Source organism: Staphylococcus arlettae, from assembly GCF_002902345.1.
Lineage (GTDB): Bacteria > Bacillota > Bacilli > Staphylococcales > Staphylococcaceae > Staphylococcus > Staphylococcus arlettae.
The window spans coordinates 68,627-82,856 of the sequence record NZ_PPQB01000018.1 but is presented as its reverse complement, the minus strand read 5'-3'; the positions used below and the strand labels follow the sequence as shown (position 1 = coordinate 82,856).

Genomic DNA, 14,230 nt, shown 5'->3' with positions numbered 1-14,230 from the left:
GATGTCGCCTTAATTGTTGATGGGATGTGTGAATAAATAAAACTGGCAATCAATTTTTTCATTTTGTGGGCAGTTTTTGAGCACGCTTTCCGCGGGCACTGCCTCAGCCTGTAGTCTTCGGCTAGTGGTATTCCCGCAGGAGTCGGCTCAAATCACTGCCAATCTAGTGCTGAAAATATTATACATATAAATTTAACAGTGTCGGTGTTTATTATGTTGAATAAATCAAAAGACAATTAAGATTAAGAGAAATGATTTCTATCTCTGAATTAGATTCGAACCATCCTCTATTACATAAAGTAGATGTGATTTTGGATTAAGACGACTGGCGATCAATTTTTTCATTTTGTAGGCAGTTTTTGAGCACGCTTTCCGTGGGCACTGCCTCAGCCTGTAGTCTTCGTCTAGTGCTATTCCCGCAGGAGTCGGCTCAAATCACTGCCAATCTAAAGTGAAGGCTTTAGGAAATCTAATACAAAAGGGTTATTTAATGACAATATGACAAGAGGCTATCGACAAAGTTTCTGACTTTGTGGGCAGTTTTTTAATGCAAGCTTTCCGTGGGCACTGTCTCAGCCTGTAGTCTTTGGTCAGTGTTATTTCCACAGAATTCGGCTCAAATCATTGTAAATATTATACAAAATGTTTTAGACACACTGTCAGCTAAAGTTTGTCTACTTCTTGGGAATAGCATTGAAAGCCAACGTTATTAAAAATGTTTTATTGCCCTACCACGATAGGATAATTAGCTTACAAAGCTTGATGCGAAATGTATTTTCAGGTCATGTTTTGTTTGACGATATCATTGATACTAGTACGAATCAATGATGTCTCAGGCACGATTTAATGGTAAAATATAGAGTGGTATTTGAGAGAATAGGCTGTACACTGTGATTTTCATAGTACACAGTAAGCATAAATGAGGTGTAGTCAATGGGCGTTATAATGATTATCTTACAAATAATTTTGGGGATAGTTTTTATAATTACAGGATCGAAGATTGTGTCTGGTGCGATGGATAAAGAATTCGTCAGAATGGGTTATCCAAGAATATTTAATCAGATAACTGGTGGGATTGAACTATTAGGTGCGTTAGGCATGTTATTTGGGATTTTTTATCATTTACTAGCTGTAGGTGCAAGTATAATATTAGGCTGCACGATGCTAGCCGGTGCTTTATCGTTAATCTTTTTAGGTAAAGATCCTATTGTGAAAGCATTACCAGCTATCATTTTATTTATTTTAAATGTGATAGTGTTCATTTGGTACATATAAGTGATACAACTAGGCTGAAAATAATTTCAGCTGTTTATAATGACTGTAGTTAGCTAGTAACCAGCTAACTACAGTCATTATGCTTTTAGCGTGATTATTGAGTTTTACACAGTTGGTATAGAGTGAGTGTGAGGTTCATTAAATGTTTTCAATAGCCATTAAAGAAAATAATCTTATTTTATTCCCAAGTGGTTATATACTGAATATTAATATAATCAGATTTTGATATTATTAATAAGTAACTATATTGATTGTTTTTATAAAAAAAGAGCGTATACTTATAAGTGAAAAATTACCCTTGTTTTTACGACAATTCTCAATGGGGAGTGAACTGTTATGCGTGAAGGTAGTAAAATCTTAGCAGCAAGCGTTGTTGTATCGACCCTTGTATTAGGATCTGCTGTAACTACAACAAGTAATGCAAACGTAGCGAGTGCACAAGAAGTAATGAGTCAACATGATTCAGGTATAGATGCGAAAACACAAAAACCATATTATAACTATGATGGTTATACGACTTATGATGGTGCGTTTACACAAGATGAATATTTTGTACAAGCGCTAAAGTACGATAATGTGACAATTAATGGTTATAAAGTTGACGCAACAGCTAGCGGTGGCTATACTTCGAATAAGCATTTGTATGATCAATCAGTTCAATTTAATGAAGATGGAGATGTCTTAGAAATAGTATTCTTTACGAAGCCAGATTCAGTCACTAAAGCAGCATTTAAAGATGCGCATCATCAAAATGAAATTATCGAAGAAGGCGAATTAGGTAATGAGGAAGGTAACTTTGTAAAATATAAAACGATGGACGGTAGTTATACTGCATTCTTTGATCCAAATGATAACTTAATTGAAATAACAATTACGAATAAGTAAGAGACTAGACATGTGGATAATAATCTAGCCTCATGGGACGAGTTAGACAACTATTCAGTGAATGTGCTAGCTCGTCTTATTTGTTGTAGAAAATGTCGTATGATTGAATAGCTATCAGCTAATTATGTGATGTGATTTGCGGTTCTAAATTATAGACTGTGTCAACTGTCGTTTCATTAGTAATGACCTCGTTTAATACTGCCACTACTTTTTCAGCAATAGTCGTTGTTGGCACACCTATAGCATGCACCGGATAATCTAATTTTTTTATTTGAGGAATGTTGTCATAAGAATAAATAACTGGTTGATGTCTATTAACATCTAAGGCGTTTATTGTCCCCAATGTAATATCATAACTACCACAAATTACGCCGGGAGCGATAGATTTATGTTTGTAATAGCTTTTAACTGCTGTTTCCGTTTCGAGCGCCGATAAGCCTTGTGAATCAACTAAACGATAATTAATGTTGTGTTGGGTACAATAATCGATAATAGCTTCTTTCTTTGCCAATTGACGCGCGTCAGTCGTGTGAATATCACCTATGTAATCTATAGTAGTTATGTTTTGTTCAATGAGTGCGTCAATTGCCATTATCATAGCTTGACGATGATTGACGTTAATAATTGGGTAGTCCATGTTACGTGCTACTCCATAAGCTACGACGGGAATATTACGATAAACTTCGGGTGAAAGATTCGTTGAAGGTCCTTCATCAAATACGATAATGCCATCACAGCCAAATTCTACAAATTTTTTCGATGCTACTGAGAGATCATCAATAGAAAGAAACATAACAAAACCTAAATCTTTTAAGGCAATGTTAATTTCAGAGACTAGGTGAGTCACAGCTACACGGTCCACAGAAGGCCATATCAACCCAATAGTATTACTGCGTTTCGAGACCAATGCACGTGCGGAATTATTAGGTATATAATTCATTTCCACTGCTTTTTGTTGAATTAGTTCTTTTGTTTTAGGTTTAACTAAAGGTGAATTTTTTAATGCTTTGCTGACTGTTGAATAACTGACGTTACAAGCATCAGCAACATCTTTGAGGGTAACAACCATAAAAATACTCCTTTAAGGGATTGATTTCAGTTAAGAATAATTATACCATATAGTTATTAATAAAAATATTTTTTTACAACAAAATAACAACGTTGTTATTTTTAAAAGGGGATGCTAAAATGAATTCAACTCAAACAATGCAAGAAATCAAAAAAGCGCAACATATTGCAGTAATGCGAACAAATAGCGGTGAGGAGTTTACTGAAATTGCTAATACGATTATAGATGAAGGGTTAAATGTTATAGAAGTTACTTTAACGACACCTGATGCTATGGAAGTTATTAGCACTTTAGCTAAACGAGAAGACGCATTAGTTGGTGCAGGTACAGTGTTAGATAGTGTATCGGCTCGAACAGCAATTTTAAATGGTGCAGATTTTATTGTTAGCCCAGCATTTGATATTGAAACTGCCAAAATTGCTAACTTATATGACGTACCGTATGTACCTGGTGTAATGACTGTCAAAGAAATGATTGAAGCAATGCAATACGGATGTAAAGTATTAAAACTATTCCCAGCTACACAATTTAGTCCAAAAGCAATAAAAGATTTCAAAGGACCTTTACCTCATGTTGAAATTATTCCAACTGGTGGAGTAGGCAAGGATAATCATACAGAGTGGCTTGATGCTGGTAGCTTTGCAGTGGGTATTGGAAGTGAAATTACTAAAATATATCAACAACAAGGTAAATCAGCATTAGTTGATTACGTTAAAGCGATTAAAAGTGAGGTGTAAGTTATGAAGGTTTATGGTTTTGGAGAGGTATTATTACGTTTTACACCACCTAATTATATACAGTTGAAGGATGCACAGCAGTTAGACATTAATGTGGGAGGTGCAGAATTAAATGCATTAAGTACGTTGGCACAATTTGGTCATGCTACTGAAATGATTACGACACTACCAGAACATGCATTAGGTCAACATGTACTTCAAGAGATGCGTCGTACCCAAGTAGGTACGCAATGGGTTCAACAAACTGCAGGACGTTTAGGCACATATTACATGGAAGAAGGGTTTGGTCATCGTAGTGGTCAAGTCATTTATGATCGTGCATATTCAACTTTTGCTCAACAAACGTCACACTTACTTGAGAATATAGCAGGCTCTAAAGGCGATTATTTTGTTTTTACTGGTATCACATTAGCCGTAAATCATACTATTCGAGAGCATATCGTTTCTTACTTACAACAATTGAAAGAGCAAGGAATCACAATTGTTTTTGATATTAATTTCAGAAGTAATTTATGGACTTTAGAAGAAGCAGTACCTGTCATTAAAGCAGTATTGCCGTTAGTTGATATACTATTCTTTGGTAAAAAGGATGCGACACATCTGTTACAAACGAATGCTGAATCTGATGATATGCATACTTGTGCTCAAACGTTACAACAAAAATTTAATATTCCGTTTTTAGCATCAAGTAATCGTTCGATCACTCAGAGCACATTACAAGGAATAGCCTTAACGCCTGATGGTTTTATTGAAAGCGCAGCTTATCCGTATACAGTATTAAATAGAATAGGTGCGGGAGATGCATTTTTAGCCGGAGTTATACATGGTCTTGAAGCACAGTGGTCATTGACTACTACTTTAGATTTTGCAACTAAATGTTCGGTATTACAGCATACGACACAAGAAGATGCATTACACCTAGCTGAAGCGGATATATTAAATCTACCGGAGCATTTTGGCGAACTCAAACGCTAGTCTATTAGGGGGAATAGGATGAAAAAAATTTTATTTAAAGTTGTAAGCGCATTCATATTGTTAGCGTTACTCGTTAGTATGTCGTCTGTACAAGCAAGTGACAAAGATGAAAAACAACAAAGTAAAACGATTGTTTTAGCGCATAATCAGCCTACAGAACATCCAGTACACAAATCATTAACGATATTTAAAAAGAAACTAGAAAAAGAATCTAAAGGTCAATTGAAAGTGAAAATATATCCAAATGGACAACTCGGTAGTGAACGAGAAGCTATTGAAATGACACAAACAAATGCAATACAAATGACTAAAGTATCTGCAGGCGCATTAGAAAGTTTCTCACCATCATATTCACTGTTCAATATGCCATATTTATTTGAATCACAAGAAAATTATCGTCATGTCATGAGAGAACCAAAAGTACAAGATGCGTTCTTTAATTCTACGAAAGACAATGGTTTTTTAGGCGTTACATTTTATGATGCTGGTGTACGTAATATTTACACAAAAGATAAAGAAATCAAAAATAGTGATGACCTTGATGGTTTGAAAACACGTGTGCAACCTGGTAAAACAAGTGTCGCTTTAATAAAATCACTCGGCGGAACACCAACACCGATGGATTATGGTGAAGTATACACCGCTTTACAATCAGGTGTTATCGATGCAGCTGAAAATAATGAAACATCATTAACAACTAACAATCATGGTGAAGTTGCTAAAAATTATCATTATACGGAACATGCGATTGTACCCGATATTTTAATTATGAACAAAGAGACTTACGATGAGTTATCTACACAACAACAAAAATGGTTAAAAGATGCAGCAGCATATTCGACAGAAAAGCATGAAAAATTATGGGATGAAGAAGTGAAACAAGCGAAGAAAAAAGCCAAAAATGAGATGGGTGTTAAGTTCCATCAAGTAGATAAATCGTCATTCAAAGATGCTTCTAAAGATTTACGACAATCTTTCGCAGAAGATCCTAAAACGAAAAGTGATTATGAGTTAATTGAGAAGGAGGAGAAAAAATATGAACAAAGCAAAGCTGATCATTGATAAGCTCCTTCTGACATTAGCGGGATTGGCCTTAATCGTTATGGTTATTTTATCGATTTATCAAGTAGCAGCGCGTTTTATTTTTAACGCGCCGAGTACGATGAGTGAAGAAATTGTACGCTTCTTATTGATTTGGTTCGCATTATTAAGTGCAAGTTATGTATTTGGTGTTAAAAAACATATCGCTATTTTGTTTGTCAGAGAATTGTTACCTTCAAAAGTGCAACTCGTAATGGAGAAAATAGGGGATATCGTTATTATATTAATTGCCTTAGTCTTGATGATTTGGGGAGGCTACGAAGTAGTTCATCTTACTTGGAACCAAATAGCACCATCAACTGGAATGTCAATGGCGACAATGTACAGTGCTTTACCAGTATCTGGTGTGTTCGTGATTTTCTACTCTATCTACAATTTACTAGATAAAAATGAATTAGCAACTGTGAAAGAAGGAGAAGAAGGGGGCGGCACAGCATGACAATTATTGCAGGTTTAGTACTTTTTATCACATTCTTTTTCTTCTTGTTATATGGTTTGCCGATTGCATTAGCGATTATTTTAAGTTCCATTATTACTTTGCTATTGATTTTACCATTTGATGTCACGATTGTGACCGCAGCTCAGCGTATGGTAACCGGTATTGATGACTTTACCATGTTAGCAATTCCACTTTTCGTATTAGCGGGTATCATTATGAATAATGGTGGTATAGCGTTTCGATTAGTTAATTTCGCTAAAGTGTTGGTAGGACGTATGCCGGGATCTTTAGCACATACTAACATTGTTGGTAATATGCTTTTTGGCTCAATTTCAGGTTCTAGTGTGGCGGCAGCAGCGGCTATGGGACGTATTATGGGGCCAATGCAACAAACGCAAGGTTATAAAAAAGAATACTCAGCAGCAGCCAATATTGCATCAGCGCCATCAGGGTTATTAATTCCACCCAGTTCATTATTAATTGTTTACTCCTTAGTAAGTGGAGGAACATCAATAGCAGCGCTATTTATTGCAGGTTATATTCCTGGTATTTTATGGGGACTTGCTTGTATGGTTGTGGCTTTCATCATGGCGAAACGAGCTGGCTATAAAGTTTCTGAAAAAATTAGTTGGAAAGATAAACTATTTTTAACGTTAGATGCCATACCAAGTTTACTACTTATTATTATTGTTATTGGTGGTATTGTTGTCGGCGTCTTTACAGCAACAGAAGGTGCCGCTGTAGCAGTACTCTACTCAGTAGTATTATCACTTATATATAGAAGTTTGAAACTAAAACATATTCCTAATGTCATCAAAGAAACAGCAGAAATTACAGGGATGATTTTATTTTTGATTACTGCGTCCGCACTGTTTTCACTCGTTATGAGTTATACAGGTTTACCGGAAGCTATATCTAACAGTATTTTATCTATCACAGATAATCCAATATTATTACTGTTATTAATGAATGTAATCTTATTAATTATTGGTACATTTATGGACATTACACCAGCTGTATTAATATTTACACCAATTTTCTTACCTATTTCGGAAGTGCTTGGTTTAGATCCAATTCACTTTGGTATTATTATTGCCTTTAACTTATGTATCGGTAACATTACACCTCCTGTAGGTAGTGCTTTATTTGTTGGTGCTAGTGTTGGTGGGGTACGTGTAGAAAATGTCTTTAAATATTTAGTACCATATTTCGTAATGCTCATTATTTTATTATTGTTAGTAACATTTATTCCACAACTTTCATTATTCTTACCAAAATTACTTGGACTATAGCAAAGGAGCTCTAATATGACATTAATTAATGATAATTTTTTATTAAATAATAAAACAGCAGTAAAGTTGTATCAGCAAATAAAAGACACACCAATTTTCGATTTTCATTGTCATTTAGATCCACAAGAAATTTATGAAAATAAAAACTATGACAACATCACACAATTGTGGTTGGCAGGAGACCATTATAAATGGCGCTTAATGCGTGCAGATGGTATTGAAGAGGATTACATTACAGGTGCTGCAGATGACTACGACAAGTTTAAGGCATTTATGGAGATGTTACCTTATTCAATTATGAATCCAATGTACCATTGGTGTACGTTAGAGTTAAAACGATATTTTAATGAAGATGTTCAGTTAGATAAAGTGAACATTTCTAAATTATATAAGTCGTTAAATAAAACACTAAAAAAATCAACGCATAAACCACAAGGATTGATTAAACAAAGTAATGTAACGGTAGTTTGTACGACTGATGATCCATGTGATGATTTGAAATATCATCAACTATTAAATGCAGATCGCAAAGTACCATTTAAAGTATATCCAACTTTTAGACCCGATAGTTATGTGTTTTTAAATGCAGACAGTTTAGGGCAAAAAGTGTCACAACTAGAAACAGCAACAGAGACAACGATCCAAGACTTTTCGGAATACATTACCGCATTAAAAGCACGAATTTACTATTTTGATAGACATGGTGCTTTAAGTTCAGATCAAAGTTTTGAACATACACCAACAGTACATTTATCAACCGAAGAAGCTACAGCGTTGTTTAAAACATTACAAGCTAATGAGTCAATATCAGAAGCGGATCAATATGCATTAGCTGGCTATATTTTGACTGAATTAAGTAAGGTCTATAAAGAATTAGGATGGGTTATCCAGTTCCATTTAGGGCCAACACGTAATAATAATACATCTATGTATCAACAAGTAGGTGCAGACAGTGGATTTGATAGCGTAGGTGAACAATTAAGTGCTAAAGCGTTAAACAGTTTGTTAGACCACTTAGAACAGCATAATGCGTTATCAGATACGATTATTTATCCAAATAATGGCAATGACCATTTGATGGTACAAGCCACTGCGGGTAACTTTAGTAATAGTGAACATCGTGTACAACTTGGAGCTGCATGGTGGTTTAATGACACGAAAGAAGGCATGGAGCAACATTTAATTGACTATGCCAATGTCGGTTTACTACCTAATTTTGTCGGCATGTTGACTGATTCACGTAGTATGACTTCATATACACGTCATGAGTATTTTAGAAGAATTTTATGTAACTTAATTGGAGAACGTATTGAAAAAGGTGAAATTGCCTTAACAAATACTACAATTGTCCAAATATTGAAGGACATTTGTTATAACAATGCAGTACGATTATTTAAAGTAAAAGAGGTTAAGGAGGTATAATTATGGAATTATCATTTAGATGGTATGGTCAAGATGACCCAGTAACATTAGAGCATATCCGACAAATTCCAGATATGAAACAAATTGTCTCGGCAATTTATGATGTGCCAGTAGGTGAAGTATGGTCGTCAGTACGTATTAAAGAGTTAAAAGAGCAAATAGAAGCTGCAGGGTTGAAATTTGAAGTGGTGGAAAGTTTACCAGTGCATGAAAACATTAAACTAGGTAAAGATAATCGTGACCAATTAATTGAAAATTACAAGGAATCATTAATTAATTTAGCGGAAAATGGTATCAAAACAGTAACGTATAACTTTATGCCAGTCTTTGACTGGACACGTTCACAGCTTGATTACCCGTTACAAGATGGCTCGAACACTTTAATATATGATCACAATCAAATTAAAGATATCGACCCATTAACTACTGAGTTAAATTTACCAGGTTGGAATGAAAGTTATTCACGTGAAGAAATGAATGAACTTATCAAAGCTTATCAACAAACTTCGGACGAACAGTTATGGCAAAATCTAACTTACTTTTTAGATAATGTGTTGCCTACTGCTATAGAACATGATATTGATCTGGCAATTCATCCGGATGATCCACCATGGCCTATTTTTGGTATTCCAAGAATTATTAAAAATAAAGACAGTTATGAACGTTTGCTCTCTATTAATTCGAGTAAAAATAACGGTATTTGTTTCTGTACAGGTTCACTTGGATCACTTGCGGAAAACGATTTACCAGCAATGATTCGTACGTTCGGTGACCATATTCATTTTATGCATATGCGTAATGTAAAACGTATGGGAGAATATTCATTTGTTGAGACGGGCCATTTATCAAAACAAGGTTCAGTCGATATGAAAGCTATAGTACAAGCACTACACGACATAGGTTTTAAAGGTACAATACGACCAGACCATGGACGAATGATCTGGGGAGAAACAGGTAAAGCAGGTTATGGCCTTTATGACCGTGCGTTAGGTGCCACATATATTAATGGTTTAATAGAAGGAGTGAGTCCAGAATGACGACACAATTTCAAGGCGTTAACGTAGTAATTACAGGGGCTACAGGAGTAATTGGTTCAACGTTTGTGAAAGCATTAGTAGCCAAAGGTGCAAATGTTGGGATTTTAGGCCGTTCAGAAGATAAAATTGTCCAATTACAAGATGACATTGATGCTGAACGCAAACACACAATTGGTCTTGTCGCAGATGTCTTAAATAAAAATGCGCTTAGCCAAGCAAAACAATTATTTAATCAAGCATTTGGTAATATTGATATATTAATCAACGGTGCAGGGGGCAATAATCCCAATGCAACGACAGATGATGAATTTTATGACGAACACAGTGATAAGTCATTCTTCGACTTAACTGAGGAAGGCATAGATAAAGTCTTTAAACTAAATTACACTGGAACTGTGTTGCCTTCACAAGTGTTTGGTAAAGATATAGTGCAAGCAGATGGTGGAACTATTATTAATATTTCATCGATGAATGCATTTACCCCATTAACTAAAATTCCAGCATACAGTGGTGCAAAAGCGTCTGTAAGTAATTTTACACAATGGTTAGCAACATACTTTGCAGGAAAAATTAGAGTCAATGCGATCGCACCTGGATTTTTTGAAACTGAACAAAATAAAGGGTTGTTGCGTAATGATGATGGCTCTTATTCAGAACGAGCGGAAAAAATCATTTCGCAAACTCCAATGGGGCGCTTTGGTGAACCTGAAGAAATTTTAGGTACATTATATTGGTTAATGGACAACAGTCAAAGTGGTTTTGTCACAGGTATTGTGGTGCCTGTTGATGGCGGCTTTTCATCTTATTCAGGCGTGTAAACATGCAAGCTATAGCATGAACTTAATGAATTGAAGCATAGCAATGACATAAAAAAGATGAGACTGGGACAAAATTGATCTGTCTCAGCCTCTTTGCATTTTGGCAGTAGATGACTGTATTGAAAATGCGCTTCAAACCAAGCTTTTTTCAATGCTAGTCATCCTTGCCGGGGTGGGACGACGAAATCTTTTTATCAAATTAGATTTCTGTCCCACTCCCTTTTTTATGCTTTTGTGATGGTTGCAGCTTCAGTTAAATTCATATTTTTGGTTTCTGGTGCTAAGAAGTAAGACACTATAAAACCAATAAATAGTAATCCTCCTGCAATATACAAAGTAATACTTAATCCCAACTGTGATAATAATAGCGGGAAGAAAAATGTACTAATAGCTGAGGCGATTCTACTAATCGTTGTAGTAAATCCGCCACCAGTACCGCGTACATGCGTAGGATATAATTCATAAGGATAAATCCATTGATGACATCCCATGGCAGTATTAAATATGCCATAAATGATAGTAAAAAGAGCCATGAACATTTATTAATGTTCATGGCTCTTTTGCTTTGAAAAATTTATATGCAATTAATTGGGTTGTCTATTGGAAGGAATATGAACAAAATCTTGCTTTTCTAAAGATACATCACGACCTTCTTGATACATTTTTTCGATATGAAATTCTCCCCATTCACAAAGGGTAGAAAGCAGATTGCCAAGAGATTGACCATAATCAGATAACACATATTCAACTTTAGGTGGAACTTGTTGGTAAACAATGCGTTCAATGATGCAATCTTCCTCAAGCTCTCGTAATTGTTGCGTCAACATTTTTTGAGTAATGTTGGGAATTGCGCGTTTTAATTCAGATGTACGAAGCGTGCCATTGTCTTTTAAATGACATAAAATTACTGGTTTCCATTTACCACCTAAAACATCAATGGTTGCCTCTACACCAATATTATAATGTTCTCTTAACATGATTTTCACCTCTATAGTTACTTTAAAGTACCTACAGTACTTATAGGTATCTATATGACTTTAAAGTACGTACTTACTTATTAGTTTTGTTGCGTATATAATAACACACATATTAAGTTAAGCGAAAGGAAAGGTGAATATGAAAAAGCACAATTTTGTGATTATAGCACTTGCTATCTCAGCATTTGCGATTGGAATGACGGAGTTTATTAGCGTGGGGCTATTACCTTTAATTAAAGATGATTTTGGTATTACGTTACCGTTGGCAGGGTTAACGGTCTCACTATATGCGATTGGTGTCACAATTGGTGCACCAGTATTGACGCCATTAACTAATAAAATGAAACGAAAGCATTTATTAATTTGTATTATGGTGGTTTTTATTGTAGCAAATCTGTTAGCAGCATTTGCATTAAGTTTTAGTATGTTGTTGGCCATGCGTATTTTATCAGCATTAATGCACGGTGTCTTTATGTCTATTGCAACTGCAATTGCCAGTGATTTAGTATCAGCGGATAAACGTTCTAGCGCAATTGCGATGATGTTTACAGGGTTAACAGTTGCAACGATTACAGGTGTGCCATTTGGTACGTGGATTGGACAAACATTTGGTTGGCAGATGTCATTTGTAACTATCGCACTTATAGGGCTACTCAGCTTAATAGCAAATATAATTGTCGTGCCGAAGGATTTAAATGAGTATGAGCAGACACCAATTGCACAACAATTAAAAGTTTTTAAAAACAAATCTTTGATGATGGTTTATTTAATTACTGCATTGGGTTATGGAGGTACTTTTGTTGTTTATACTTATTTAACAACTATGTTGACACATGCTTTAGGTTATAGTGATCAGGCAGTAGTGGGATTACTTGTGGTTTACGGTGTTATGGTAGCGATTGGGAATACCCTTGGTGGTAAATTTACTAACCAAACACCTACGAAAGCATTGAGTGTGATTTTCTTAATTCAAGCTTTCGTATTATTAGTCGTTGGTTTTACAACACATTTACACTTTTTAGGGTTATTGGCAATTTTATTAATGGGTTTATTTGCCTTTATGAACGTCCCAGGTTTGCAATTAATTGTAGTGTTATTTGCAGAACGTGATAATAAAGCAACAGTCAATTTTGCTTCAAGTTTAAATATTTCTGCATTTAACGTTGGCATTACACTTGGCTCAGTAATCGGTGGTTATGTATTAGAACAATTTTCAGTAATGATGACACCATTTTTTGCCTTCATTATGGTTATTGTAGCCAGTGGAATGATGTATGTACTTTATATAAAAGAAAAAGAACACAACTTAGCGCAATGCTAACTAAAGGAGCGTAACAATGAAACAAGTTAAATTTTATAACGGTCAATTAATGCCTCAATTAGGGTTAGGGGTATTTAGAGTGGAAAATGATAATACAGCTAAAGATGCGGTGAAACATGCAATTATAAGTGGATACCGTAGTATCGATGCCGCGTTAGTATACGGTAATGAAGAAATGGTAGGTAAAGGGATTGCAGAAGGTATAGCAGCAGCTGGTATTCAACGGGAAGATTTATTTATTACGTCAAAATTATGGTTAGATGATTTTGGATATAATCAAGTTGTACAAGGCTATGAACAATCAATAACTAATTTAGGCTTAGACTATTTAGATTTATATTTGATGCACTGGCCAGGGACGAATAGTACTTTAATGGTAGAAACATGGCAAGGTATGGAAGCATTGTACCAAACAAAGAAAGTACGCAATATTGGTGTGAGTAATTTTAATATTGAACATTTAGAAACTTTAAAAGCACAAACTGCAATTAAGCCTGTAATTAATCAAGTAGAATTTCATCCATATTTAACACAAGCAACATTGCGAGATTATTTGATGCAAGAAGATATTCGAATGGAATCATGGTCACCATTAATGAATGGCGAAATTTTGCAAGATGAGGTTGTAAATACTATTGCACAACAATTAGGTAAATCTGCCGCACAAATCATCATTCGCTGGAATATAGAACATGGTGTAGTCACGATTCCGAAATCAGTAACGCCAACACGTATAGAAGAAAATTTAGATGTATTTAATTTTGAATTATCTGAGGAGCAAATGACAGCACTAGATAAATTAAATCAAGACAAGCGTATCGGACCAAATCCTGTAGCCTTTAATGGTTAACAAATATTAAAGTAGCAAGCAAACTAAAGAGA

At 35.1% G+C, this 14,230-nt stretch carries 15 protein-coding genes; 12 read left to right on the top strand and 3 right to left on the bottom strand.

Features of this window, described 5'->3' with window-relative positions:
* Positions 1–933 precede the first annotated feature (933 nt).
* Positions 934–1,275: a DoxX family protein gene (locus CD036_RS08645; RefSeq protein ID WP_002509476.1), complete on the top strand. Its 342-nt coding sequence runs from the start codon at positions 934–936 to the stop codon at positions 1,273–1,275.
* 336 nt (positions 1,276–1,611) lie between these two features.
* Positions 1,612–2,160 carry an immunodominant staphylococcal antigen IsaB family protein gene (gene isaB, locus CD036_RS08640; protein WP_002509477.1) on the top strand — a complete coding sequence of 183 codons (549 nt, stop codon included), beginning with the start codon at positions 1,612–1,614 and terminating at the stop codon, positions 2,158–2,160.
* A gap of 118 nt (positions 2,161–2,278) precedes the next feature.
* On the opposite strand, the gene CD036_RS08635 is transcribed toward isaB, so the two are convergent.
* Positions 2,279–3,229 (bottom strand): LacI family DNA-binding transcriptional regulator, encoded by a 951-nt coding sequence (locus tag CD036_RS08635; RefSeq protein ID WP_103388450.1) that lies wholly within the window; start codon positions 3,227–3,229, stop codon positions 2,279–2,281.
* A gap of 119 nt (positions 3,230–3,348) precedes the next feature.
* Here CD036_RS08635 and eda point away from each other — a divergent pair, with 119 nt between their 5' ends.
* From eda to CD036_RS08595, 8 genes are read left to right on the top strand one after another with little or no spacing between them, the layout of a single operon-like run.
* Complete coding sequence (eda, locus tag CD036_RS08630) at positions 3,349–3,966, top strand: bifunctional 4-hydroxy-2-oxoglutarate aldolase/2-dehydro-3-deoxy-phosphogluconate aldolase (RefSeq protein WP_002509479.1); 618 nt, start codon at positions 3,349–3,351, stop codon at positions 3,964–3,966.
* A gap of 3 nt (positions 3,967–3,969) precedes the next feature.
* Positions 3,970–4,941, top strand: coding sequence for a sugar kinase (locus CD036_RS08625; protein WP_103388449.1), 972 nt, complete (start codon positions 3,970–3,972; stop codon positions 4,939–4,941).
* Positions 4,942–4,959: 18 nt separating this feature from the next.
* Positions 4,960–6,003, top strand: a complete 1,044-nt coding sequence (locus CD036_RS08620; protein WP_103388448.1) for a TRAP transporter substrate-binding protein — start codon at positions 4,960–4,962, stop codon at positions 6,001–6,003.
* Positions 5,978–6,481, top strand: coding sequence for a TRAP transporter small permease (locus CD036_RS08615; protein ID WP_103388447.1), 504 nt, complete (start codon positions 5,978–5,980; stop codon positions 6,479–6,481). The genes CD036_RS08620 and CD036_RS08615 overlap by 26 nt, the downstream gene beginning before the upstream one ends.
* Positions 6,478–7,773, top strand: a complete 1,296-nt coding sequence (locus CD036_RS08610) for a TRAP transporter large permease (protein ID WP_103388446.1) — start codon at positions 6,478–6,480, stop codon at positions 7,771–7,773. Before CD036_RS08615 ends, CD036_RS08610 begins: the two co-directional genes overlap by 4 nt.
* Positions 7,774–7,788: 15 nt before the next feature.
* Positions 7,789–9,195: a glucuronate isomerase gene (gene uxaC, locus CD036_RS08605; protein WP_021459860.1), complete on the top strand. Its 1,407-nt coding sequence runs from the start codon at positions 7,789–7,791 to the stop codon at positions 9,193–9,195.
* A gap of 2 nt (positions 9,196–9,197) precedes the next feature.
* On the top strand, positions 9,198–10,232 hold the full coding sequence (locus CD036_RS08600; RefSeq protein ID WP_103388445.1) for a mannonate dehydratase: 1,035 nt from the start codon (positions 9,198–9,200) through the stop codon (positions 10,230–10,232).
* On the top strand, positions 10,229–11,050 hold the full coding sequence (locus tag CD036_RS08595; protein ID WP_002509487.1) for an SDR family oxidoreductase: 822 nt from the start codon (positions 10,229–10,231) through the stop codon (positions 11,048–11,050). Before CD036_RS08600 ends, CD036_RS08595 begins: the two co-directional genes overlap by 4 nt.
* 224 nt (positions 11,051–11,274) lie before the next feature.
* Here the strand turns inward: CD036_RS08595 and CD036_RS08590 are convergent, their stop codons facing one another.
* Both CD036_RS08590 and CD036_RS08585 read right to left on the bottom strand, forming a co-directional pair.
* The gene (locus CD036_RS08590) at positions 11,275–11,583 is read right to left on the bottom strand and encodes an MFS transporter (RefSeq protein ID WP_157950637.1); all 309 of its coding nucleotides are present in this window, start codon (positions 11,581–11,583) and stop codon (positions 11,275–11,277) included.
* 51 nt (positions 11,584–11,634) lie between these two features.
* Positions 11,635–12,027 (bottom strand): winged helix-turn-helix transcriptional regulator, encoded by a 393-nt coding sequence (locus CD036_RS08585; protein WP_002509489.1) that lies wholly within the window; start codon positions 12,025–12,027, stop codon positions 11,635–11,637.
* A gap of 139 nt (positions 12,028–12,166) precedes the next feature.
* Between CD036_RS08585 and CD036_RS08580 the strand changes: the two genes are divergently transcribed.
* Entirely contained in the window at positions 12,167–13,348 is a 1,182-nt protein-coding gene (locus CD036_RS08580; RefSeq protein WP_103388444.1) for an MFS transporter, read from the top strand.
* 16 nt (positions 13,349–13,364) lie between these two features.
* A complete protein-coding gene (locus tag CD036_RS08575; RefSeq protein ID WP_103388443.1) occupies positions 13,365–14,198 on the top strand; it encodes an aldo/keto reductase in 834 nt (277 codons plus the stop codon).
* Positions 14,199–14,230: the final 32 nt, after the last annotated feature.

Bases quoted from the DNA above. Each gene is read 5' to 3' on its own strand.
- CD036_RS08645 (WP_002509476.1), top strand. From the start codon at position 934: ATGGGCGTTATAATGATTATCTTACAAATAATTTTGGGGATAGTTTTT.
- isaB (WP_002509477.1), top strand. From the start codon at position 1,612: ATGCGTGAAGGTAGTAAAATCTTAGCAGCAAGCGTTGTTGTATCGACC.
- CD036_RS08635 (WP_103388450.1), bottom strand. From the start codon at position 3,229: ATGGTTGTTACCCTCAAAGATGTTGCTGATGCTTGTAACGTCAGTTAT.
- eda (WP_002509479.1), top strand. From the start codon at position 3,349: ATGAATTCAACTCAAACAATGCAAGAAATCAAAAAAGCGCAACATATT.
- CD036_RS08625 (WP_103388449.1), top strand. From the start codon at position 3,970: ATGAAGGTTTATGGTTTTGGAGAGGTATTATTACGTTTTACACCACCT.
- CD036_RS08620 (WP_103388448.1), top strand. From the start codon at position 4,960: ATGAAAAAAATTTTATTTAAAGTTGTAAGCGCATTCATATTGTTAGCG.
- CD036_RS08615 (WP_103388447.1), top strand. From the start codon at position 5,978: ATGAACAAAGCAAAGCTGATCATTGATAAGCTCCTTCTGACATTAGCG.
- CD036_RS08610 (WP_103388446.1), top strand. From the start codon at position 6,478: ATGACAATTATTGCAGGTTTAGTACTTTTTATCACATTCTTTTTCTTC.
- uxaC (WP_021459860.1), top strand. From the start codon at position 7,789: ATGACATTAATTAATGATAATTTTTTATTAAATAATAAAACAGCAGTA.
- CD036_RS08600 (WP_103388445.1), top strand. From the start codon at position 9,198: ATGGAATTATCATTTAGATGGTATGGTCAAGATGACCCAGTAACATTA.
- CD036_RS08595 (WP_002509487.1), top strand. From the start codon at position 10,229: ATGACGACACAATTTCAAGGCGTTAACGTAGTAATTACAGGGGCTACA.
- CD036_RS08590 (WP_157950637.1), bottom strand. From the start codon at position 11,583: ATGGCTCTTTTTACTATCATTTATGGCATATTTAATACTGCCATGGGA.
- CD036_RS08585 (WP_002509489.1), bottom strand. From the start codon at position 12,027: ATGTTAAGAGAACATTATAATATTGGTGTAGAGGCAACCATTGATGTT.
- CD036_RS08580 (WP_103388444.1), top strand. From the start codon at position 12,167: ATGAAAAAGCACAATTTTGTGATTATAGCACTTGCTATCTCAGCATTT.
- CD036_RS08575 (WP_103388443.1), top strand. From the start codon at position 13,365: ATGAAACAAGTTAAATTTTATAACGGTCAATTAATGCCTCAATTAGGG.